Source organism: Paraburkholderia sp. LEh10 (assembly GCF_017814945.1).
Classification (GTDB): Bacteria; Pseudomonadota; Gammaproteobacteria; order Burkholderiales; family Burkholderiaceae; genus Paraburkholderia.
In genome coordinates this window covers 31,175-50,434 of sequence record NZ_JAGIPX010000018.1, presented here as the reverse complement: position 1 = coordinate 50,434, position 19,260 = coordinate 31,175, and the positions used below count along the sequence as shown (strand labels likewise).

Annotated in this window: 19 protein-coding genes, 1 other RNA gene and 1 riboswitch; of the genes, 10 read left to right on the top strand and 10 right to left on the bottom strand. The window is 65.4% G+C overall.

The genetic code is table 11. The features are described 5' to 3' along the window. Positions 1 to 26: 26 nt before the first annotated feature. Positions 27 to 1,700 carry a dihydroxy-acid dehydratase gene (gene ilvD, locus J8I87_RS17010; RefSeq protein WP_209932727.1) on the bottom strand — a complete coding sequence of 558 codons (1,674 nt, stop codon included), beginning with the start codon at positions 1,698 to 1,700 and terminating at the stop codon, positions 27 to 29. 185 nt (positions 1,701 to 1,885) lie between these two features. Here ilvD and J8I87_RS17005 point away from each other — a divergent pair, with 185 nt between their 5' ends. Both J8I87_RS17005 and lgt read left to right on the top strand, forming a co-directional pair. Next, on the top strand, positions 1,886 to 2,839 hold the full coding sequence (locus tag J8I87_RS17005) for a LysR family transcriptional regulator (RefSeq protein WP_209932725.1): 954 nt from the start codon (positions 1,886 to 1,888) through the stop codon (positions 2,837 to 2,839). Positions 2,840 to 2,915: 76 nt separating this feature from the next. Further along, on the top strand, positions 2,916 to 3,821 hold the full coding sequence (lgt, locus tag J8I87_RS17000; RefSeq protein ID WP_209932723.1) for a prolipoprotein diacylglyceryl transferase: 906 nt from the start codon (positions 2,916 to 2,918) through the stop codon (positions 3,819 to 3,821). A 94-nt stretch (positions 3,822 to 3,915) separates the two neighbouring features. Here lgt and J8I87_RS16995 read toward each other — a convergent pair whose 3' ends face one another. From J8I87_RS16995 to J8I87_RS16975, 5 genes are all read right to left on the bottom strand, one after another. Then, entirely contained in the window at positions 3,916 to 4,650 is a 735-nt protein-coding gene (locus J8I87_RS16995; RefSeq protein ID WP_209932720.1) for an SIMPL domain-containing protein, read from the bottom strand. 255 nt (positions 4,651 to 4,905) lie between these two features. Continuing rightward, positions 4,906 to 5,376, bottom strand: coding sequence for an EVE domain-containing protein (locus J8I87_RS16990; RefSeq protein WP_209932718.1), 471 nt, complete (start codon positions 5,374 to 5,376; stop codon positions 4,906 to 4,908). Between the two features lie 122 nt (positions 5,377 to 5,498). Further along, a non-coding RNA gene (ssrS, locus tag J8I87_RS16985) (6S RNA) lies at positions 5,499 to 5,680 on the bottom strand. A gap of 65 nt (positions 5,681 to 5,745) precedes the next feature. Then, positions 5,746 to 6,060 (bottom strand): cell division protein ZapA, encoded by a 315-nt coding sequence (locus J8I87_RS16980; RefSeq protein ID WP_209932717.1) that lies wholly within the window; start codon positions 6,058 to 6,060, stop codon positions 5,746 to 5,748. Continuing rightward, on the bottom strand, positions 6,057 to 6,419 hold the full coding sequence (locus tag J8I87_RS16975; RefSeq protein WP_209932716.1) for an ATPase: 363 nt from the start codon (positions 6,417 to 6,419) through the stop codon (positions 6,057 to 6,059). The genes J8I87_RS16980 and J8I87_RS16975 overlap by 4 nt, the downstream gene beginning before the upstream one ends. A 219-nt stretch (positions 6,420 to 6,638) precedes the next feature. Beyond that, positions 6,639 to 6,900, top strand: a riboswitch (cobalamin riboswitch). 60 nt (positions 6,901 to 6,960) lie between these two features. Between J8I87_RS16975 and J8I87_RS16970 the strand changes: the two genes are divergently transcribed. Genes J8I87_RS16970 through cobC form a run of 6 tightly spaced genes read left to right on the top strand, consistent with a single transcriptional unit; the run spans position 6,961 to position 13,253 of the window. Next, entirely contained in the window at positions 6,961 to 8,916 is a 1,956-nt protein-coding gene (locus J8I87_RS16970) for a TonB-dependent receptor plug domain-containing protein (protein ID WP_209932715.1), read from the top strand. 6 nt (positions 8,917 to 8,922) lie between these two features. After that, positions 8,923 to 9,972: an iron ABC transporter permease gene (locus J8I87_RS16965; protein WP_209932714.1), complete on the top strand. Its 1,050-nt coding sequence runs from the start codon at positions 8,923 to 8,925 to the stop codon at positions 9,970 to 9,972. Then, entirely contained in the window at positions 9,969 to 10,778 is an 810-nt protein-coding gene (locus J8I87_RS16960; protein ID WP_209932712.1) for an ABC transporter ATP-binding protein, read from the top strand. Before J8I87_RS16965 ends, J8I87_RS16960 begins: the two co-directional genes overlap by 4 nt. A 37-nt stretch (positions 10,779 to 10,815) precedes the next feature. Then, the gene (cobT, locus tag J8I87_RS16955; protein ID WP_209932710.1) at positions 10,816 to 11,868 is read left to right on the top strand and encodes a nicotinate-nucleotide--dimethylbenzimidazole phosphoribosyltransferase; all 1,053 of its coding nucleotides are present in this window, start codon (positions 10,816 to 10,818) and stop codon (positions 11,866 to 11,868) included. Between the two features lie 60 nt (positions 11,869 to 11,928). Beyond that, a complete protein-coding gene (locus tag J8I87_RS16950; protein ID WP_209932708.1) occupies positions 11,929 to 12,678 on the top strand; it encodes an adenosylcobinamide-GDP ribazoletransferase in 750 nt (249 codons plus the stop codon). After that, positions 12,663 to 13,253 (top strand): alpha-ribazole phosphatase, encoded by a 591-nt coding sequence (gene cobC, locus J8I87_RS16945; protein ID WP_209932706.1) that lies wholly within the window; start codon positions 12,663 to 12,665, stop codon positions 13,251 to 13,253. The genes J8I87_RS16950 and cobC overlap by 16 nt, the downstream gene beginning before the upstream one ends. Before the next feature lie 9 nt (positions 13,254 to 13,262). Here the strand turns inward: cobC and J8I87_RS16940 are convergent, their stop codons facing one another. Genes J8I87_RS16940 through cobU form a run of 4 tightly spaced genes read right to left on the bottom strand, consistent with a single transcriptional unit; the run spans position 13,263 to position 16,677 of the window. After that, entirely contained in the window at positions 13,263 to 14,183 is a 921-nt protein-coding gene (locus J8I87_RS16940; protein ID WP_209932704.1) for a cobalamin-binding protein, read from the bottom strand. 4 nt (positions 14,184 to 14,187) lie between these two features. Further along, positions 14,188 to 15,189, bottom strand: a complete 1,002-nt coding sequence (gene cobD / locus J8I87_RS16935; RefSeq protein WP_209932702.1) for a threonine-phosphate decarboxylase CobD — start codon at positions 15,187 to 15,189, stop codon at positions 14,188 to 14,190. A gap of 4 nt (positions 15,190 to 15,193) precedes the next feature. Then, positions 15,194 to 16,135 (bottom strand): adenosylcobinamide-phosphate synthase CbiB, encoded by a 942-nt coding sequence (gene cbiB / locus J8I87_RS16930; protein WP_209932699.1) that lies wholly within the window; start codon positions 16,133 to 16,135, stop codon positions 15,194 to 15,196. Next, positions 16,132 to 16,677, bottom strand: coding sequence for a bifunctional adenosylcobinamide kinase/adenosylcobinamide-phosphate guanylyltransferase (gene cobU / locus J8I87_RS16925; RefSeq protein WP_209932697.1), 546 nt, complete (start codon positions 16,675 to 16,677; stop codon positions 16,132 to 16,134). The genes cbiB and cobU overlap by 4 nt, the downstream gene beginning before the upstream one ends. Positions 16,678 to 16,846: 169 nt before the next feature. On the opposite strand from cobU, the gene J8I87_RS16920 reads away from it, so the two are divergent. After that, on the top strand, positions 16,847 to 18,304 hold the full coding sequence (locus J8I87_RS16920) for a cobyric acid synthase (RefSeq protein WP_209932862.1): 1,458 nt from the start codon (positions 16,847 to 16,849) through the stop codon (positions 18,302 to 18,304). Positions 18,305 to 18,425: 121 nt separating this feature from the next. After that, entirely contained in the window at positions 18,426 to 18,860 is a 435-nt protein-coding gene (locus J8I87_RS16915) for a DoxX family protein (protein ID WP_209932695.1), read from the top strand. Positions 18,861 to 19,260 lie beyond the last annotated feature (400 nt).

Below are 19,260 nucleotides of genomic sequence, written 5' to 3'. Positions count from 1 at the left end.
CGGATGATGCGCGAAGCGCCGGTGTGTCAACCCGTGACGGCGCCCTTGTCGGCCGGCTTCACGAGCGCCGCGAACTTGGCCAGCACGCCGCGCGTGTAGCGCGGCGCGGGCTGCTTCCATGCTGCGCGGCGGCGCTGCAGTTCGGCGTCGTCGACGTTCAGTTGCAACAGCAGCTTGTGCGCGTCGATGGTGATCGAGTCGCCTTCCTGCACCAGCGCGATCGTGCCGCCGACAAACGCTTCGGGCGCGACGTGACCCACGACCATGCCCCACGTGCCACCCGAGAAGCGGCCATCCGTGATGAGGCCGACGGACTCGCCGAGGCCCTTGCCGATGATCGCCGACGTCGGCGCAAGCATCTCCGGCATGCCCGGGCCGCCTTGCGGGCCGAGATAGCGCAGCACGACGACGTCACCCGCCTTGATCTTGTCGGCGAGGATCGCTTCCATTGCGCTTTGCTCGTCGTCGAACACGCGCGCCGGGCCCGTGATGACGGGGTTCTTCAGGCCCGTGATCTTCGCGACCGCGCCGTCTTCCGCGAGATTGCCCTTCAGGATCGCCAGGTGGCCTTCGCTATAGAGCGCCTTGTCGATCGGATAGATCACGTTCTGGTCCGCGCGCGGCTTGCCTGGCACGTCCTTCAGTTCTTCGGCGATCGTCTTGCCCGTGATCGTCATGCAGTCGCCGTGCAGCAGGCCCGCGTCGAGCAGGATCTTCAGCACTTGCGGGATGCCGCCTGCCTTGTGCAGGTCGGTCGCGACGTACTTGCCCGACGGCTTCAGATCGCAGATGACGGGCACTTTCTTGCGCATGCGCTCGAAGTCCTCGATCGTCCACTCGACTTCCGCCGCATGCGCGATCGCGAGATAGTGCAGCACGGCGTTGGTCGAGCCGCCCGTCGCCATGATCAGCGCGACGGCGTTTTCGATCGACTTCTTCGTGATGATGTCGCGCGGCTTGAGGTCCTTCTTGACCGCTTCGACCAGCACGCGCGCCGATTCCGCCGCCGAATCCACTTTCTCCTGATCCGGGTTCGCCATCGTCGACGAGTACATCAGCGACATACCGAGCGCTTCGAACGACGAGCTCATCGTGTTCGCGGTGTACATGCCGCCGCACGAGCCCGTGGTCGGGCACGCGTTCTTTTCGACCCCTTCGAAATCTTCCTGCGACATGCGGCCTGCCGTGAATTCGCCGACGGCTTCGAACGACGACACGATGGTCAGGTCGGTGCCCTTCCAGTTGCCTGGCTTGATCGTGCCGCCGTACACGTAGATGCCGGGCACGTTCATCCGCGCGAGTCCGATCATGCCGCCCGGCATGTTCTTGTCGCAGCCGCCGATCACGACGACGCCGTCCATCCACTGGCCTTGCACACAGGTCTCGATACAGTCGGCGATCACTTCGCGCGACACGAGCGAGTACTTCATGCCCTCCGTGCCCATCGACATGCCGTCCGAAATGGTCGGCGTGCCGAAGGTCTGCGGATTTGCGTCGGAACGCCTGACGGACTCGACGGCGGCGTCCGCGAGACGCTGCAGGCCGGCGTTGCAGGGCGTGATCGTCGAATGGCCGTTGGCGATGCCGATCATCGGCTTGTCGAAGTCGTCCTTCTGATAGCCGAGTGCGTAATACATCGAACGGTTCGGCGAACGCGCGACGCCTTGCGTGATGTTTTTCGAACGACGGTTGTACGGCATGGGGAGCTCCATCCAGTTGTTTTGATCTGTGCGCCCGTTGGCTGCTTTGCGCTTGCAGCGTCGCGGCACGGGCGGCTTCAGCGCGGGTTTTTAAGTCTAGTTCGGGCGCGTCGCGCAAGAATGCAGTTTCTGCAAAAGAATGTCCAATATATTATTCAGCAACGATTAGGTCGTAAAATGTATCAATGAGTCTGCCCGCGATTCCTGATCTCCGTCAGTTGCGCTATTTCGTGACCGTCGCCGAAGAAAAGCACTTCGGGCGCGCGGCGGCGCGGCTGTCGATGACGCAACCGCCGCTGTCGCAGGCCATTCGCGCGCTCGAAGGCACGCTGGGCGTCGAGCTGTTCGCGCGCACGAAACGCTCCGTCGAGCTGACGTCCGTCGGCGCGGACCTCTTGCCCGAGGTGCGACGGCTGCTCGCGGGCGCGGAAGGGCTGCGGCCGCTCGCGCAGAGCCTCGCGCGCGGCGAGGCGGGCGTGCTGTCGCTGGCGTTCGTGTCGACGGCGGATTACGGGCTTTTGCCGCCGCTGCTGCGCGAGTTCGGAACGCGGCATCCGCGCGTGCGGCTCGAACTGCTCGAAGCAACCAGCGACGTGCAGATCGACGAGCTGGTGGCGGGGCGCATCGACGCGGGCCTTGTGATCGGGCCGCTGCCGCCGCGCTATGCGGAGCAGCTGTCGTGGCTGCCGCTCGCGCGCGAACCGCTCGTGATCGCGATGTCGACGGAGATGGCGGCGCGCATCGAAGGCGGCGCGCAGAGCGCGGCCGAATGGCGCGATGCGCCGCTGAGTCTCGCGCAAGCGGGCGACGCGCCGCTCGTCGTTTTTCCAAGGCGTCTCGCGCCAGGCTTTTATGACATCATTATGGATTGCTACGGCGCGGCCGGACTCGCGCCGCGCATCGGCCAGGAGGCGATCCAGATGCAGACGATCGTGAGCCTCGTGTCTGCCGGCATGGGCGTCGCACTGGTGCCGCAATCGTTGCGTAACCTGCGGCGCACGGGCGTCGTGTATCGTCCGCTGTGCGAAGCGGTGCCCGCCATTGTCACCGGGCTTGCATGGCGCACGGCCGAGGTGAGCCCCGTGCTGTCCGGCTTCATCGACATCGTGCGCGCGCATGCGGACGTGCTCGCCGGCTAGCGCGGGCGAACCCTTTGCGGCGATTCGCGTCCAACGCGCTTGAGTTTTCAGATTACCGAACCCCTATAACGATACGATGCACATCCATCCGAATTTCGACCCCGTTGCGATCCATATGGGGCCGCTCGCCGTCCGCTGGTACGGCCTGATGTACCTCGTCGCCTTCGTGATGGCGATCGTCGTGGGCCGGCTGCGCCTGCGGCTGCCGCATGTCGCCGCGCAAGGCTGGACCCCGAAGGATATCGACGACATGCTGTTCTACGGCGTGCTGGGCACGATCCTGGGCGGCCGTCTCGGCTATGTGCTGTTCTACAAGGCGAGCTGGTACTTCGCGCATCCCCTCGACATCTTCAAGGTGTGGGAAGGCGGCATGTCGTTCCACGGCGGGTTTCTCGGCGTGACGCTCGCGATGGTGCTGTTCGCATGGCAGCGCAAGCGCACATGGCTTCAGGTGACGGACTTCGTCGCGCCGATGGTGCCGACGGGGCTTGCCGCGGGGCGCCTCGGCAACTTCATCAACGGCGAGTTGTGGGGCCGCGTGACCTCGCCTGATGCGCCGTGGGCGATGCTGTTTCCAGGCGCCGCGAACGAAGACGCGGGCTGGCTAGCCGCGCATCCGGCGCAGGCCGCGCAATGGCATCTCGCCGATGTGTTCGCGCAGTATCACATGCTGCCGCGCCATCCGTCGCAGTTGTATGAGATCGCGCTCGAAGGCGTCGTGTTGTTCTTCGTGCTGTGGTTCTTCTCGCGCAAGCCGCGTCCCGTGGGCGCCATTTCGGCCGTGTTCTTGATCGGCTATGGCCTCGCGCGCTTCACGGTGGAGTTCGCGCGCGAGCCGGACGACTTCCTTGGCCTGCTTGCGTTCGGTCTGTCAATGGGCCAATGGCTGTCGCTGCCGATGGTCGTCGCCGGCGTGCTGATGCTGCTGTGGGCATACCGGCGCAATGGCCGCGAGGCGGCGCAGGCCGTCAATGCAAGCTGAGCTGCGCGGGTAGTGCGTCATTCATCGAAAACGCCACGGCATGCCGTGGCGTTTTTGTTTGAGTGTTCACGCGATCGCTTGTAGTCGGCTCGCGTCACTTCATCTGCACCGACCCCGACACGTTGACCGTCACGGTCGATGTACCGCCCTCGACGGGCACGGGCGCGGCCGCCTTCGCGCTGCCGTCGGAGCGCATGCCCATCATCATCACGGGGCGAGGCGACACGATGCCGCCGTGGCCGACGTTCACTTCGCGAATCGAGTAGCCGCTGTAGCCGAATGACTGGGCAGCGGACGAAGCTTGCTGCTTGAACGACGCGATCGCCTGGCCCGTCAGCTTTTGCTCGGCGGCGCGCTGCGTTTCCGGCGACAGCGAGAACTGCACGTTGCCCACCTGCATGATCGATGACAATTGCCCCGCGAGCTTCGATGCCGCCGCGAAGTCATGCGACTCCAGCACGATCTCCGTGCGGCCCCGCCATGCGGAGATGCGCCCATCGCGATCCGTCGACGGATAGATCGAGAACGACCCCGTGCGCGCCGTCACGCCGGCGACGCCCTTCGTCTTTTGCAGCGCCTGGTCGGCGTGCTGGTTCAGCGTGCCCGTCAACGACGACGGATCGCTTGCTTCCTGCTCGTAGAACAGCGTGATATCGACGACATCCTGCGGCACTTCGGCGCTCGCTTGCGCGTTCAGCGACAGGACGCCCGCAGGCTGATACTGCTGCACGACGGTTTGCGCGTTGGCCGCGGCGGGCGCAAACGCAAGGGCGAGAGGCGCCGCGCATGCGGCGGCGAGCGCCCATGCGAGCGCGGATTTTTTCGTCATTGTTCGACTCCTTCGTTGAGGCAGATTGTGCGTGCATGCATCGAGGGCACGGCGCTTATCGATTGCAAACGGTCGCGATCGGTCGCAATCGGCCGCAATCGGCCGCAACCAGTTGCATCGATGCGCGCTCATGGCATGACGCTTGCGACGCAGTTAGGCGTCTGAAAGGCCGTCTGGTTCCCCGAGTGTGTTCGAAAGTCGCGTCGAACTGCGCGTGCCACGCGATCTTCCACGCTGCCACGCAGTTTGCCGCGCTCAGCCGGCGCGCTTTGCGAGTTGCTTCGTGATGAACGTCCATTCGGCGTCCGTGACGGGCGTGATCGACAGGCGATTGCCCTTGGCGAGCACGCGCATGTGGGCGAGTTCGGGATGCTCGCGCAACGCGGCCAGCGGAATCAGTTGGATCTTCTTCTTGAACGCGACATCGACGAGCATCCAGCGCGGCGTTTCCTGCGATGACTTCGCGTCGTAGTACGGGCTCTTCGGATCGAACTGGGTCGGGTCAGGATAGGGCGTCGAGCACACTTCGGCGATGCCCGCGATGCCGGGCTCCGGGCAGCTCGAGTGATAGAACAGTACGCCGTCGCCCGTCTTCATGATGTCGCGCATGAAGTTGCGCGCCTGATAGTTGCGCACACCCGTCCACGGCAGCGTGCGCTGCGGGGCGTTGGCGAGATCGTCGATGCTTGCTTCGTCCGGTTCGGACTTCATCAGCCAGTAGCGCATGAGTCGGATTGAACGTGAAGAAGAGAGAAGCGTTGTCAAACAGTTCGGGCGACGCGACGCCGGTTCACGCGACGGCACGCGCAAAGAAAAACGGCATCGGACAAAGTCCGATGCCGTTCGTATGGGTCCCCGCCATAGCCGCTAGGCCGGCATCCTGAACCTGAGGTTCAGAATTGGTCGCAGTTAGCAGCACTTCGGGTACATCAGACTGAGTGACGCGCACGCCCGTGCTACAAATTTCCGCAACCGTGCACATTGCATTGGTTCAAGGAATATATGACCTTGGCGAACCAGGCAGGGAAGCTGAAAAACGTTTGCTCTACAACATGGGCCCGACCGCAAAAACAATCAAGCCCTTATGAATTCGATTTACTGCACGCTGTACTGCTGGATCACAGTGCCGAGTTGCTCGTTCATCTGGTGCATTGTACGCCGGATTTCTTCCGCAGGAAACGATTCGCCGTGTCGCACGCTCGCTTGCAGCCTAAGCAGTTCCGATGCCAGCGACAATGCCGCCATCACCGCGATACGGTCCTGGCCGCGCACATTACTGTTGGTACGGATCTTCGTCATCTCGGCATCGACGCGCGCCACGGCTTCGAGCAGCGCCGCTTCCGTTTCCGGCGAGCAGGCGAGACGATAGGGCTGGCCGAGGATCGACACTTCGATCTGCTTCGTGTTCATGCATTTTCTCCGTGGCGGGTCGCGTCGTTGTTCGCGTCGTGATTGGCCTGCGCCTGCTCGGGCGCGAGGAGATCGAGCTGATTGTCGGGCTCATGATGGCCGCGCGCACGCGGCAGCTTCTCGAGGATCGCGTTCAGACGCACCTGGGCGTCGTCGATCTTCGCGGACAGCGCATCGCGCTCCGCTTGCAGTGCGTTGCGTTCTTCGCGGGCCTGTTCGAGTTCTGCGCGGGTGGCTTCGCATTCGGCGCGCGCTTGCGCGAGCTGTTCTTCGAGCGCGATGCGCGCCTCGTTGTAGCGCTGGCTGATCTCGATCAGCCGGCCGATGTTCTGTGACAGAGTTTCGAGTTCGGTGAGCATGTGCTGCGTCCTCTAAAGACATGGCATTCTAGCGCGGAATGTCGCACGCTCGGACATTTGTCTCGTTTCGAGACGTAACAGTAACGCTTTAAGGCCGCATTATCCAGGTGTACACGCGTGCTGCACGCATTTTTACCCTTTAAACAGGGGCTTTTTTAGTATGGCGCCGTCGGGATTCGTATGACGCCTCGCGTTTCTTGACGCCCTCGTTCGCCACTTCTACACTTGCGGCACTCTGGTGCCCGCGCGCGGTATCGCACCGCGCGCAGTTAAACGGGAAGCAGGGAGCGAAGTCCGCCCGGACGAGCCAACCTGCGCTGTCCTCGCAACGGTACAACGACCGCAGTTCCTGCAGGTCGACCCATGCACGCGTCGAGCGAAACGTCTCGAACGCCGTGCGGCAAGCCACTGCGCGTCACGCGTGGGAAGGCGGGTCGGCAAGTCGTCAGCCCGGATACCGGCCGGAGGCAAGGGGCGTGTCTCCTTGACAGGCAACGGCCCACGAGGAGCGGGCCGCGCATAGGCCCACAGGACTTTCTCGATGCTGACCCCGCTGTATCTTCGCGTCGCACGCGCGCCATTCGCCGCGCTCGCCGCCGTATTTGCCTGCGTTGTTCCCGTCGTCCCGCTCGCCGCTCATGCGCAGCCGGCTGATACGCCGAGCGCATCCGCCATGCCTGAGGACCGCTGGGACGGCGGCACGACGGCGCCCGCCGCCGCGTCCCCATTAGCGGATGCGCCCATGCTCTCGCCCATCGTCATCACGGCCGATCGCCGCGCGCAACGTCTCGCCGACGCGATTGCGCAGACCACGCTATTCGACGCACAGGACATCGCCGATACGACGGCTCGCGATCTGCCCGGACTGCTGCAGTTCGCGCCTGGCGCGCAGATCGTGCGCAATGGCGGGCCGGGCTCGACATCGAGTCTGTTCCTGCGCGGCGCGTCGTCGACGCAATCGCTCGTGCTGATCGACGGCGTGCGTGTCGATTCCGTGAGCCAGGGCAGCATGCAGCTCGAACAGATTCCGCTCGACCAGATCGATCACGTCGAAGTGGTCAACGGCAATGTGTCGGCGCTTTATGGATCGGGTGCGATCGGCGGCGTCGTGCAGGTGTTCATGAGGGACGGCGGCAATCATCCGCCGCGTTTTCACTTCGACGTCGAATACGGCAGCTATCACACGCAGCGGCAGGCGGCGGGCGTCGACGGCGCGCTCGACAAGGACGGCCGCACGACGTTCAGCGTCACGCTCGCGCGCGCGAAGACGGACGGCTTTTCGTCGATCGACCCCGCGCTCGCGCCCGTCAACCCGAACGCGAACGGCTACTTCAACGAGAGCGTCAGCGCGTCGCTGCGTCACAAGCTGAACGACGAGTGGGACATCGGCGTGCGCTATTTCCAGTCGAACGGCAACGACAGCTTCGACAACCCGTTCGGCCTGCCCACCGATCTCAACAATCTGCACAGCAAGGTGCAGACGGCATCGGCGTTCGCGAACGGCAAGCTGACGGACGGGTGGACGACGCGCTTCGTCGCCGCGACGGGCAACGATCGCAGCAACACGTCGCTCAATGGCGACTATCTGTACCGCTACGACTCCGACAACCGCCAGTACACATGGCAGAACGATTTTACGTTTGCGCGGGACCACAAGCTGCAACTCGGCTATGAACATCTGGACCAGACGCTCGACTCGAACCAGTACACGGCGCCCGAGCGCCACGTGAACTCGGTGTTCGGCGGCTACACGGGGCGCTTCGGCAACAGCCAGATCCAGGCGAACCTGCGGCGCGACCAGTACTCGGATTTTGGCGGAGCCAACAGTTACTATCTGGGCTATGGCTACGACTTCAACGAGCACTGGAAGGTGACGGCAAGCTGGTCCGATGCGTTTCGCGCGCCGAGCTTCAATGACCTGTATTTCCCGTTCAGCGGCAATCCGCTGATCCAGCCGGAGCGCAGTCACTCCGTCGAAGCGGGGCTGCAGTACGCATCGGATGCGCTGGGACTGATGAAGCTGACCGCCTTCGAGACGCGCTACACCAACCTGATCGATTACGTGCAGACGGAGCCCGGCATCTACGTTGCGGAGAACGTCGGCCATGCGAAGGTGCAGGGCATCGAAGGTTCGTGGGCGGGGCATGTCGGCAAGACCGACGTGCGCGCGGCCGTCACGTTCCAGAATCCCGTCGACGAAGACACGCATACCGATCTGAACCGCCGCGCGCGTCATTTCGCGTCGTTCGCGGCGAACCGCAGCATCGGCGGATGGCGCGTGGGCGGCGAATGGCTCGTGAGCGGCGAGCGCGACGATAGCGGCACGCCGCTCGGCGGTTACGGCATCGTGAATCTGTCCGCGCGCTACAACATCACGAAGGCCTGGTATGTGGTCGCGCAAATCCAGAATCTGTTCGACAAGGACTATGAACTCGCCTACACGTACAACACCCCGCGCCGCGGCGCGTACCTCACGCTCGGCTGGCAGCAGCAGTAACGCGCAATGAGCGGCCTCGTCCGACATCAGCGGGTGCATCTCGTGCGCGGCATGAGCGCGAAGCGCGCCGTCGCGATCTGGGCGGCGCTTTGCATCGCGGCGCTCGTCGTGTTCGTCGCGGCGCTTGCATTGGGCAGCGTGAGCGTCGCGCCGCTGCGCGTGTTCGACGCGCTGTTGCCGTCGCATGATGGATCGGGCGATCTCGCTGTGCAGATCGTTCGCACGCTGCGTCTGCCGCGCGCGCTCGCGGGCTTCGGTTGCGGTGCGCTGCTCGCGCTGGCGGGCGCGTTGCTGCAGGTGCTGTTGCGCAATCCGCTTGCCGAGCCGTATGTGCTCGGCGTGTCGGGCGGTGCGGCGAGCTTTGCGCTCGTCGCGATGATCGCGGGCTGTGCATGGTGGATCGTCGATGTGAGCGCATTCGCGGGTGCGTTCGTCTCGATCCTGCTCGTGCTCGGCCTCGCACGCGGCGCATTGTGGCGCGGCGAGCCGCAGGATGCGTCGCCGCGCCTCCTGCTGACGGGCGCCGTGATCGCAGCCGGGTGGGGCGCCATCATCACGCTGCTGCTGACGGTTGCGCCCGACAGCCGCTTGCGCGGCATGCTGTTCTGGCTGACGGGCGACCTGAACGGCGGCGGCATGCCGTGGCTCGCGCTGTCCGCGTTGGGCGTCGCGTTGCTCGCAGTCGTGCCCGCCGCGCCGCAACTCAACGTGCTGCTGCGCGGCGATGCCGCGGCCCAGGCGCTCGGCGTGCCCGTGATGCGCGCAAGGCTGCGCGTCTATCTTGTCGCGTCGCTGGCGGCCGCCGCCGCCGTCACGACGGGTGGCACGATCGGCTTCGTCGGGCTGGTGGTCCCGCATATGCTGCGTCTCGCGTTCGGCAACGACCAGCGCATGCTGCTGCCCGCCGCGGCGCTCGGCGGCGGCGTCGCCGTGATGGGCGCCGACCTGATCGCGCGCACGGTGATCGCGCCCGCGCAATTGCCGGTCGGTGTCGTCACGGCTTTGATCGGCGTGCCCGTCTTCCTCTGGATGCTGCTGAGACGGAGGCGCGCATGAATGCACGCATGGCTGCCGGAACGTCGATGCATGCCCATCGATTGACGCTGCGCGCCGGCTCGCGCACGTTGCTCGAAGACTTCACGCATACGTTCTATCCAGGCGAAGTGTGGTGCATCGCGGGCCCGAACGGCGCGGGCAAGACCACGCTCATCGCGACGCTCGCCGGGCTGTTGCGTCCCGCGCATGGGCATGTCGAACTCGACGGCATGCGCGTGAACGACTGGCCGCTTGCGTGCCTCGCGCGCCGGCGCTCGCTGATGCCGCAAACGTCGCACGATGCGTTCAGCGCGAGCGTGCTCGACATCGTGCTGCTGAACCGTTTTCCGCATCTGGCTGGCTGGGGCTGGGAACGCGACGAAGACCGCGCGGCCGCGCATGCGGCGCTCGACACGCTCGGCCTGGCGGGCTTCGCTTCGCGCGACGTGCTGTCGTTATCAGGCGGCGAACGGCAGCGCGTCGCGCTCGCGGCCGCTCTGTGCCAGGACGCGCCGCTGCTGTTGCTCGACGAGCCGCTTGCGCATCTGGACCTGCATCACCAGATCGAATGTCTCGATGCACTGAGCGCGTGGACGCGTGGCGCCGGGCGTACAGTGATGTTCTCGTGCCACGATCTTAATCTCGCGCGGCGTTTCGCGACGCATGCACTGCTGCTCGAAGGCAATGGCCTCGCGCATGCGGGCCCCGTGCGCGATGTGCTGACGCCCGCGCTCGCGAGCCGCGCATTTGGCTACCCGCTCGTGCTGATCCGCGCTGGCGACGACGAAGCGCTGATTCCATCGTCGCGCCCTTCGCCGCGCGCCTGATGGAGCATGAACCGAACTTTTTACGCAGACACCGACCATGACCACTCCGAATTCACTGCCCGTCGTCACGCCGCTGGAACAGACGCTGCGCGCCGAACTGCAACGCATCATCGATATGAAGACCAAGCCGCCCGGCAGCCTCGGCCAGCTGGAATCGCTCGCGCGCCAGATCGGCATGATCCAGCAGACGACGCGGCCCACCGTCACGCGACCCGCATTGATCGTCTTCGCCGCCGATCACGGCATCGCGCATGCGGGCGTGAGCCCGTATCCGCAAGCGGTGACGGCGCAGATGGTGCTCAACTTTCTCGCGGGCGGCGCGGCGATCAACGCGTTCAGCCGTGTCGCCGGTCTCGAACTCGAAGTAGTGAACGCGGGTGTCGCGTACGACTTTGCTGCGCACGACAAGCTCGTCGATATTCCCATCGGCCGTGGCACGCGCAACTTCGCGCAAGAGCCTGCGATGACGCGCGACGAGGCGCTCGCCGCCATGCGCGCGGGCGCTGAGCGCGTGCGCCAGCATGCGGCGCTCGGCACCAATGTGATCGGCTTCGGCGAGATGGGCATCGCGAACACGTCGTCGGCTGCGTGCCTGATGAGCAGGCTGTGCGGCGTGCCCATCGATGATTGCGTCGGTCGCGGCACAGGGCTCGATAACGCGGGCCTCGCGAACAAGCGCAACGTGCTCGCGGCCGCGCTCGCGTATCACGCTGTTTCGACCGATCCGCTCGACGTGCTCGCAACCTTCGGCGGCTTCGAGATCGCAATGATGGCGGGCGCGTATCTCGCGGCGGCGCAAGCGCGGATGACGATCGTCGTCGACGGCTTCATCGCGACTTCCGCGTTGCTGGTCGCCGATGCGCTCGCGCCCGCCGTGCGCGACTATTGCGTGTTCGCACATGCGTCGAATGAAGCGGGGCACCGGCGCATGCTCGATCATTTTGGCGCGGTGCCGCTGCTTGCGCTCGATCTGCGTCTCGGCGAAGGCACGGGCGCGGCGCTTGCGATGCCGCTCCTGCGCGCGGCCGTTGCGTTCGTCAACGAGATGGCGAGCTTCGAATCGGCAGGCGTCTCTCAACGCGACACCTGATGCCGCCCGTATGCATCAATACGGGCTGTGAGTGCGAAAGAACTGCGTGACAGAACAACGATGAACGAACTGCGCTACTTCTTCACGGCGCTCGGCTACTTCACGCGCGTGCCCGTGCCGCGCTGGGTCGGCTACGAGCCGCACTATCTGAGCGCGGCGGCGCGCTACTTTCCGCTGATCGGCGCACTGGTCGGCGCAGCGGGCGCGATCGTATACATGGCCGCGTTGCGCATCTTTCCAGTGGGCGTCGCCGTGCTGTTGTCGATGGCGACGACACTGCTCATCACGGGCGCGTTCCATGAAGACGGGCTTGCCGATTGCGTCGATGCGTTCGGTGGCGCCTATACGCGCGAAGACACGTTGCGCATCATGCACGACTCGCGCATCGGCGCATTCGGCGCGATTGCACTGATCATCGCGCTCGCGCTGAAGTGGCAAACGCTCGCGGCATTGCCGCCGCTGCGGGCGGCATGGCTGATGATCGCGGCGCACGCGGCAAGCCGCGTTTGCGCAATCAGCTATCTCGTCACGCTCGACTACGTGCGTGCGCAAGGCAAAGCCAAATCCGTTGCGCAGCGCATGTCCCGCAGCGCGTTTTGCTGCGCTATCGTACTGGGCGTGCCATGGCTCTTCTGGCCACAATGGCGTGCCGGATGCATCACGCTGCTCGTGCTGTTCGTGTTGCGCATCGTGCTGGGCCGCTATTTCGTCAGACGCATCGGCGGCTATACGGGTGACTGTCTCGGCTTTGCGCAACAGGTGTTTGAACTGGCCATCTATCTGGTGGGGCTCGCATGGATATCGTTCTGATCCGTCACCCGGCGGTCGCTGTTGAGGAAGGCGTGTGCTATGGCCAGAGCGACGTGGCGCTCGCCGATGCGCCGGAAGCCTCGGCGGCGGCGCTCGCCGTGCGCCTTGCGACCTTGCAGGTGCCGGCGCCGCGCGTGCTGCTGTCGAGTCCGCTTACGCGCTGTGCGGCCGTCGCTTCCGCGCTGGCCGCGAACTTCGGTTGTGCGTCCAGCACCGACGACAGTCTGAAGGAGATGGACTTCGGCACGTGGGAACTCAAGCGCTGGGATGATATCGATCGCGCTTTGCTCGATGCGTGGGCGCAGGACTTTGCCGGCGCACGTTCGCACGGCGGCGAAAGCGTTGAGCAGTTCGTGGGCCGCGTGCGCGCCTGGTTCGACGTGTTCCAGCAGACGCGCGAACTGACGCCCGCCTATGTCGTCGCGCATGCGGGCGTGATGCGCGTGATTGCATCGGTGGCATTGGGGCTGCCTGTCGAGCGTTGTCTGAAATGGTCGCTCGATATGTCGGGTTGCGTCTGGTTGCGACGCGACGACCTCAATCAGGAATGGTCGATCGTGCGCTGGAACGCGTGACGCTTGCCGTCAGCGAACCGGGCGACCGGGGCGGCGCGAGCGCGCAGTGTCGAGGTCCGCGCACAATTGAGCCGCGCCTTGTGCGAGACGCGGCGCCGGGCGATTGATCAGATCGCCGTCGATCGCAAACAGGTTGTTGCGCGCCACGGCCATCAAGCCTGGCCATGCTTTCCATCTGTCGAGCGACGGCAGCGGGCGATCGGGTTGCGTCGCGCCGGGCGCGGCGGTGACGATGGCTTCGGGGTTCGCGGCCAAGACTGCTTCCGTCGATACCGTCGGCACCAGCGGTTCGAGCTTCGCGAACACATTGCGGCCGCCGCACAGCGCGATCACATCGCTGATCATGTGTTCGCCGTTGAGCGTCATCAGCGGCTCGTCCCATACCTGATAGAACACGCCGACGGCCGGCTGCGTCGCGTAGCGTGCGCGCAGATTCGCGATGTCCCGACGATACGCGCGCGCTGCCGCATCAGCGGCTTGCGATGTGCCGAGCAGTGCGCCGAGTTTCGTCAACGTGACGGCCACATCGTCGAGATGATGCGGCTCGCTGAAATAGATCGGGATGTTCAGTTCGCGCAGACGGTCGGTCTGCCGCTGCGCATTGCCATGCCGCCACACGACGATCAGATCCGGCTTCAACGCGACGATCCGTTCGAGATCCACCGACTTGTTATCGCCGACGCGCGGCACCTGTTTCGCTTCGGGCGGATAGTCGCTGTAGCTCACCGCGCCGACCAGCTTCACACCGCCGCCTGCTGCGTAGATCATCTCCGTCACGTGCGGCGCGAGGCTGATCACGCGTTGCGCGGGCTGCGCGAGCGTGACGGGCGCGCCCGTGTCGTCGTCGACGGCGATGGTTGCGTTTGCGCTCGATGCTAACACGAGCGCGCATGCTGCGCTCGTTGCGCGGAATCGTTGGGTTAGCCGCATTGTTTTATAGCGTGCTCATCGCCTGGCGCAGGCAGGCTTCGAAGCGGGCCCACGCAGCGTGCGTTGCGGGCAAGCCGAAGCGCACGCTCGCGGGATCGGAAAAGAAGCGCGTCCAGATGCCTTGCTGAGCGAGCGCATCGTGCAGTTGCGCGGCGCGCGGATCGGCGATCCATGCGAAGAGCGGTGTCGAGTGGACGTCGAAGCCGTGCGCGCGCAGAAGCGCGGCGAGCCGCGCGCTTTCATGTTCGAGTCGCACGCGCATCTCATGCTGCCACGCCGTATCCGCGAAAGCGGCGCTGACGGCGTGACGCGCAGGACCGCTGACGGTCCATGCGCCGAGCGCTTCGTCGAGCGCTTCGAGCAGGCGCGGACGTGCAAGCACGAAGCCCGCGCGCACACCGGCAAGACCGAAGAACTTGCCGGGCGAACGCAGCACGACAATTCCTTCGTGATCCGTATGAGCGGCGAGCGAGTGTGAAGGCATCGCATCGGCGAAGGCTTCATCGACGATCAGCGTGCCACCGCGCGCGTTCAACGCCTGATGCCATTGCAGCAGCGTCGACGTGCTTACCCGTTCGGCCGTCGGATTGTTCGGATTGACGACGACGACATGCGTGAGGTCATCGGGCAACGTCGAACGTGCGACGTCGAGCGTCGTCACACGATGCCCCGCACGCGCGAAGGCAGGCGCGTACTCGCCATATGTCAGCGGCGCAATCGCAACCGTGCCGCGTTCGAGCGCAAAGGGCAGCGCGCGGATCGCCGCCTGGCTGCCCGCGACGGGCAGCACATGCGACGCGTCGGGGGCGCCATAGTAGCGCGCCGCGCATTCGGCGAAACCGTCGCCCGTCTCGGGAAGACGCCGCCACGCATCGGCGGGAACGGGCGGCACCGGGTAGCCATGCGGATTGATGCCCGTCGACAGATCGAGCCACGCGTCCCAGGCAATCGCGTAGCGGCGCGCTGCTTCGTGCAGATTGCCGCCGTGAGGAATCGTTCGCGTCATTGCGTCAGCCCTGAAACGGCACGCTCAGCAACGCGAGCGCGATCAATACGGCGAGCCACAATATGACGCTGCGCTCGATGAGCATCAGCGCCGCGTCGACATGCGTTGCGCTGGCCGTGTGGCCCGCGCCGAGCGTCGGTCGCTGTTCTATCATGCCGTGATAGACAGCCGCACCGCCCAGCACGACATTGAGACTGCCCGCGCCGGATGCCATCACGGGCCCCGCGTTCGGACTGTCCCAGCGCGGCGCCTGCTCGCGCCAGCATTGCAACGCGGTGCGCGTGTCGCCGAGCAGCGCGTAGCTGATGGCCGTCAGACGCGCGGGCAGATAGTTCAGCGCGTCGTCGAAGCGCGCGGCTGCCCAGCCGAAGCGCAGATAGCGCGGCGTGCGATAGCCCCACATCGCGTCGAGCGTGTTCGCGAGACGAAACGCGAGTGCGCCCGGGCCGCCGAAGATCGCGAACCAGAAGAGCGCGCCGAAGATCGCATCGTTGCCGTTCTCCAATGCCGATTCGACGGCTGCGCGCGACAGCGCGGCTTCGTCGGCGTGCGACGTTTCGCGCGACACGATGCGCGCCGTCAACACGCGCGCCTGCGCGAGATCGCGCTTCGCAAGCGCGCGGCCGATGGGGGCGATGTGATCGTGCAGGCTGCGGGCGCCAAGCGCGAAATAGAGCAGCGCGACATGCAGCGCGCACGCCCAGGCGAACGGCAGCGTGAGCGCCAGCCATGCCGCGATGGCAACGGGCGCAACGACGGCGAGCAGCCACGCGACGATGCCGAAGAGCCGCCCGCGCTGGCCCGTGTTGAGCGCGGCTTCGAGCCTTGTCGCGAGCTTGCCGAAGCCGACGAGGGGATGCGCGCGTCGCGGTTCGCCGAACCATCCGTCGAGCGCGACGGATGCCGTGGCCAACGTCGCGACGAGGGGCAGAGACAACATCATCATGCGTTGGCCTGTTTGAGATGCAACGGCAGGCCCGCGACCATCATCGTGACCTGCGTGCTGATCGCCGCGATGCGCTGGTTGAGCCGCCCGAGCTCGTCGACGTACAGACGCGTCGCCGCGCCGAGCGGCACGACGCCAAGACCGATCTCGTTGCTGACGACGATGATCTTCGAGCGTGCTTGCATCAGCGTCTGCTCGAGCAACGCGAAACGGTCGAGATAATCGGCGACGGGCGGCGAGCCATCGGCGGGACAAAGAAGGTTGGCGAGCCACAGCGTCAGGCAGTCGATCAGCACGCAATGCCCGGCTGCATCGATACGGGCGAGCGCTTGCGGCAGATCGAGCGGTGCTTCGAGCAACGCCCAATGCGCGGGCCGCCGCTCGCGATGACGCGCGACGCGCGCGGCGAACTCCTCGTCGCCGATCCGCGCGGTTGCGACATAGGTGACGGGCAGTGCGCTCGCGCTCGCGAGCTGTTCGGCGTGCAGGCTTTTGCCCGAGCGCGCGCCGCCGAGGACGAAGGTGAGGTCGCGGGAAATCATCGCGTGATTGTACCGACAAGGCCGTGACGAAAGCGCGTGCCGGCAGGTGCGATGGGATAATGCGGACTTCCCCTTTCAACTGTTCGCGAACGTGCCCACCGTGTCCGCTTTTGATGACGCTTCTCCCGAATCGCCCGACCTGCCCCTTTACCTGCCCACGGGCACGCTGATGATTCAAGGCACGACGTCCGATGCGGGCAAGAGCACGCTCGTCGCCGGCTTGTGCCGTCTCGCGCGGCGCGCGGGCGCGCGGGTCGCGCCGTTCAAGCCGCAGAACATGGCGCTGAACAGCGCGGTGACCGTCGACGGCGGCGAGATCGGCCGCGCGCAGGCGTTGCAGGCAGTGGCCGCGGGCATCGACGCGCACACCGATCTCAACCCCGTGCTGCTCAAGCCGACCAGCGACCGCGGCGCGCAGGTGATCATTCACGGCAAGGCCCGGATGAATCTGGACGCGCGCGCATATCACGACTACAAGCCCGTTGCGTTCGAAGCGGTGCTGGAATCGTATGCGAGGCTGAAGGCATCGTTCGATACGATTTTCGTCGAAGGCGCGGGCAGTCCTGCCGAAATCAACCTGCGCGAGCGCGACATCGCGAACATGGGGTTCGCGCAAGCCGTCGATTGCCCCGTCGTGCTCGTCGCCGATATCGATCGCGGCGGCGTGTTCGCGCATTTGACGGGCACGCTCGCGTGTTTGTCAGAAAGCGAACAGGCGCGCGTGCGTGGCTTCGTCATCAACCGGTTTCGCGGCGACGTGAGTCTGCTGAAGCCGGGGCTCGACTGGCTCGAAGCGAAGACGGGCAAGCCCGTGCTCGGCGTCGTGCCGTATCTGCACGGTCTCACGCTCGACGCCGAAGACATGCTGCCGCGCGATCTGCGCGCGGCTCACGCAAGCGGTGCGGCGATGCTGCGTGTCGTGGTGCCCGTGTTGCCGCACATCAGCAACCATACGGACTTCGATGCGCTGCGCGCCCATCCGCAGGTCGACTTTCACTACGTCCGCGCCGGCAGTGCGCCGCCGCCTGCCGATCTGATCATTCTGCCCGGCTCGAAGAACGTGCAGGGCGATCTGGCGTTTCTGCGCGCGCAGGGCTGGGACGCCGTGCTGCAGCGGCATTTGCGGTACGGCGGGCGCGTAATCGGCATTTGCGGCGGCATGCAGATGCTCGGGCGCGAAGTGGCGGACCCGTATGGCGTCGAAGGGCCGCCTGCGACGGTCGCCGGGCTCGGCTGGCTCGATTTCTCGACGACGCTCACGCGCGAAAAGACGCTGAAGAACGTGACGGGGCGCCTTGCTGCGAATGCCGCCGAAATCGCGGGCTACGAGATTCACATGGGCGAGACGCAAGGCCGCGCGCTCGATACGCCGGCGCTGCTGCTTGCCGGCGAAGCGGGCGCCTTGCGCCCGGATGGCGCGCGTTCCGCCGACGGCCAGATCCTCGCGACCTATGTGCACGGTCTCTTCGATACGCCGGCCGCGTGCGCGTCGCTGCTCGCGTGGGCGGGGCTGGCGGATGCCGAGGCGATCGACTACCCGGCGCTACGCGAGGCGTCGCTGGAACGGCTCGCCGACACCCTCGCCACGCATCTCGACCTGACACGGTTGTGGGCGGCTGTCGGCTGATTCGTTCTCATCAGGAATTAATCTAAACCTCAAGAGCGGTTTTTCCCGCGCAATGGTTCGAATAAAGTCCGTTCCATCGACGGCGCATCCCGCGGCGTCACACCCGTCATGAGGAACCGACATGAACCCGACCTCCAGCAACAAAGCGGAGCTTGCCGCCACGATCTTGCGCGTCGCGCTCGGCGTGCTGTATCTCGCGCACAGCCTGCAAAAAATTCTTGTCTTCACGCTGCCTGGCGCGGCGCAATTCTTCGAGTCGATCGGCTTTCCCGGCTGGCTCGCGTATGTGACGACGTTCGTCGAGCTGTTCGGCGGGATCGCGCTGCTTGCGGGTGTGCAGGTTCGCTGGGTCGCGCTGGTGCTGCTGCCGTTCATGCTGGGCGCGATGTCGGTGCATCTGCCGAACGGCTGGGGCTTCGCGTCGCCGCATGGCGGCTGGGAGTATCCGGCGTTCTGGGCCGTGACCCTCGTCGTGCAGTCGCTGCTGGGCAATGGACTTTACGCTGTCGGCGGCGCAAAGGCGGCGGCGTTGGGGCAGACGCGCAAGGCGGCTTGAGCGGGTAACGAAAGGACGGGGCGCGCGTGGTGTCAGTCGCGCGTGCGCCCGTCGCGGTGTGGATCGGGGAGGCAATCGCCGTCCACGCGGGCGTCTGCAGCGCGGTTAAAAATGCCCGTCAAAGTGCGGCCTACCCGCTGTACAAACACAGTCCAAACACAGTCCAAACGCAGGCCAAACGCTGGCCAAACGCAGGCCTAACGCAGGCCTAACGCAGGCAAAACGCAGGCAAACGCAGGTCAAATGCAGGCCAAACGCAGGCAAACGCAGGCAAACGCAGGTCAAATGCAGGTCAAACGCACGTCAAACGCAGGTCAAACGCAGGCCAAACACGGGCAAAACCCGCGTCAAACCCGCGTCAAACCCGCGTCGGACCCTGCATCAAACGCGGCGCCGAAAC

Bases quoted from the DNA above. Each gene is read 5' to 3' on its own strand.
- J8I87_RS16915 (WP_209932695.1), top strand. From the start codon at position 18,426: ATGAACCCGACCTCCAGCAACAAAGCGGAGCTTGCCGCCACGATCTTG.
- J8I87_RS16970 (WP_209932715.1), top strand. From the start codon at position 6,961: ATGCTGACCCCGCTGTATCTTCGCGTCGCACGCGCGCCATTCGCCGCG.
- J8I87_RS16975 (WP_209932716.1), bottom strand. From the start codon at position 6,419: ATGCTCACCGAACTCGAAACTCTGTCACAGAACATCGGCCGGCTGATC.
- J8I87_RS16980 (WP_209932717.1), bottom strand. From the start codon at position 6,060: ATGAACACGAAGCAGATCGAAGTGTCGATCCTCGGCCAGCCCTATCGT.
- J8I87_RS16995 (WP_209932720.1), bottom strand. From the start codon at position 4,650: ATGACGAAAAAATCCGCGCTCGCATGGGCGCTCGCCGCCGCATGCGCG.
- lgt (WP_209932723.1), top strand. From the start codon at position 2,916: ATGCACATCCATCCGAATTTCGACCCCGTTGCGATCCATATGGGGCCG.
- cbiB (WP_209932699.1), bottom strand. From the start codon at position 16,135: ATGATGATGTTGTCTCTGCCCCTCGTCGCGACGTTGGCCACGGCATCC.
- J8I87_RS16960 (WP_209932712.1), top strand. From the start codon at position 9,969: ATGAATGCACGCATGGCTGCCGGAACGTCGATGCATGCCCATCGATTG.
- J8I87_RS16965 (WP_209932714.1), top strand. From the start codon at position 8,923: ATGAGCGGCCTCGTCCGACATCAGCGGGTGCATCTCGTGCGCGGCATG.
- cobC (WP_209932706.1), top strand. From the start codon at position 12,663: ATGGATATCGTTCTGATCCGTCACCCGGCGGTCGCTGTTGAGGAAGGC.
- J8I87_RS16950 (WP_209932708.1), top strand. From the start codon at position 11,929: ATGAACGAACTGCGCTACTTCTTCACGGCGCTCGGCTACTTCACGCGC.
- cobD (WP_209932702.1), bottom strand. From the start codon at position 15,189: ATGACGCGAACGATTCCTCACGGCGGCAATCTGCACGAAGCAGCGCGC.
- J8I87_RS16920 (WP_209932862.1), top strand. From the start codon at position 16,847: ATGATTCAAGGCACGACGTCCGATGCGGGCAAGAGCACGCTCGTCGCC.
- J8I87_RS17005 (WP_209932725.1), top strand. From the start codon at position 1,886: ATGAGTCTGCCCGCGATTCCTGATCTCCGTCAGTTGCGCTATTTCGTG.
- cobU (WP_209932697.1), bottom strand. From the start codon at position 16,677: ATGATTTCCCGCGACCTCACCTTCGTCCTCGGCGGCGCGCGCTCGGGC.
- J8I87_RS16990 (WP_209932718.1), bottom strand. From the start codon at position 5,376: ATGCGCTACTGGCTGATGAAGTCCGAACCGGACGAAGCAAGCATCGAC.
- cobT (WP_209932710.1), top strand. From the start codon at position 10,816: ATGACCACTCCGAATTCACTGCCCGTCGTCACGCCGCTGGAACAGACG.
- J8I87_RS16940 (WP_209932704.1), bottom strand. From the start codon at position 14,183: ATGCGGCTAACCCAACGATTCCGCGCAACGAGCGCAGCATGCGCGCTC.
- ilvD (WP_209932727.1), bottom strand. From the start codon at position 1,700: ATGCCGTACAACCGTCGTTCGAAAAACATCACGCAAGGCGTCGCGCGT.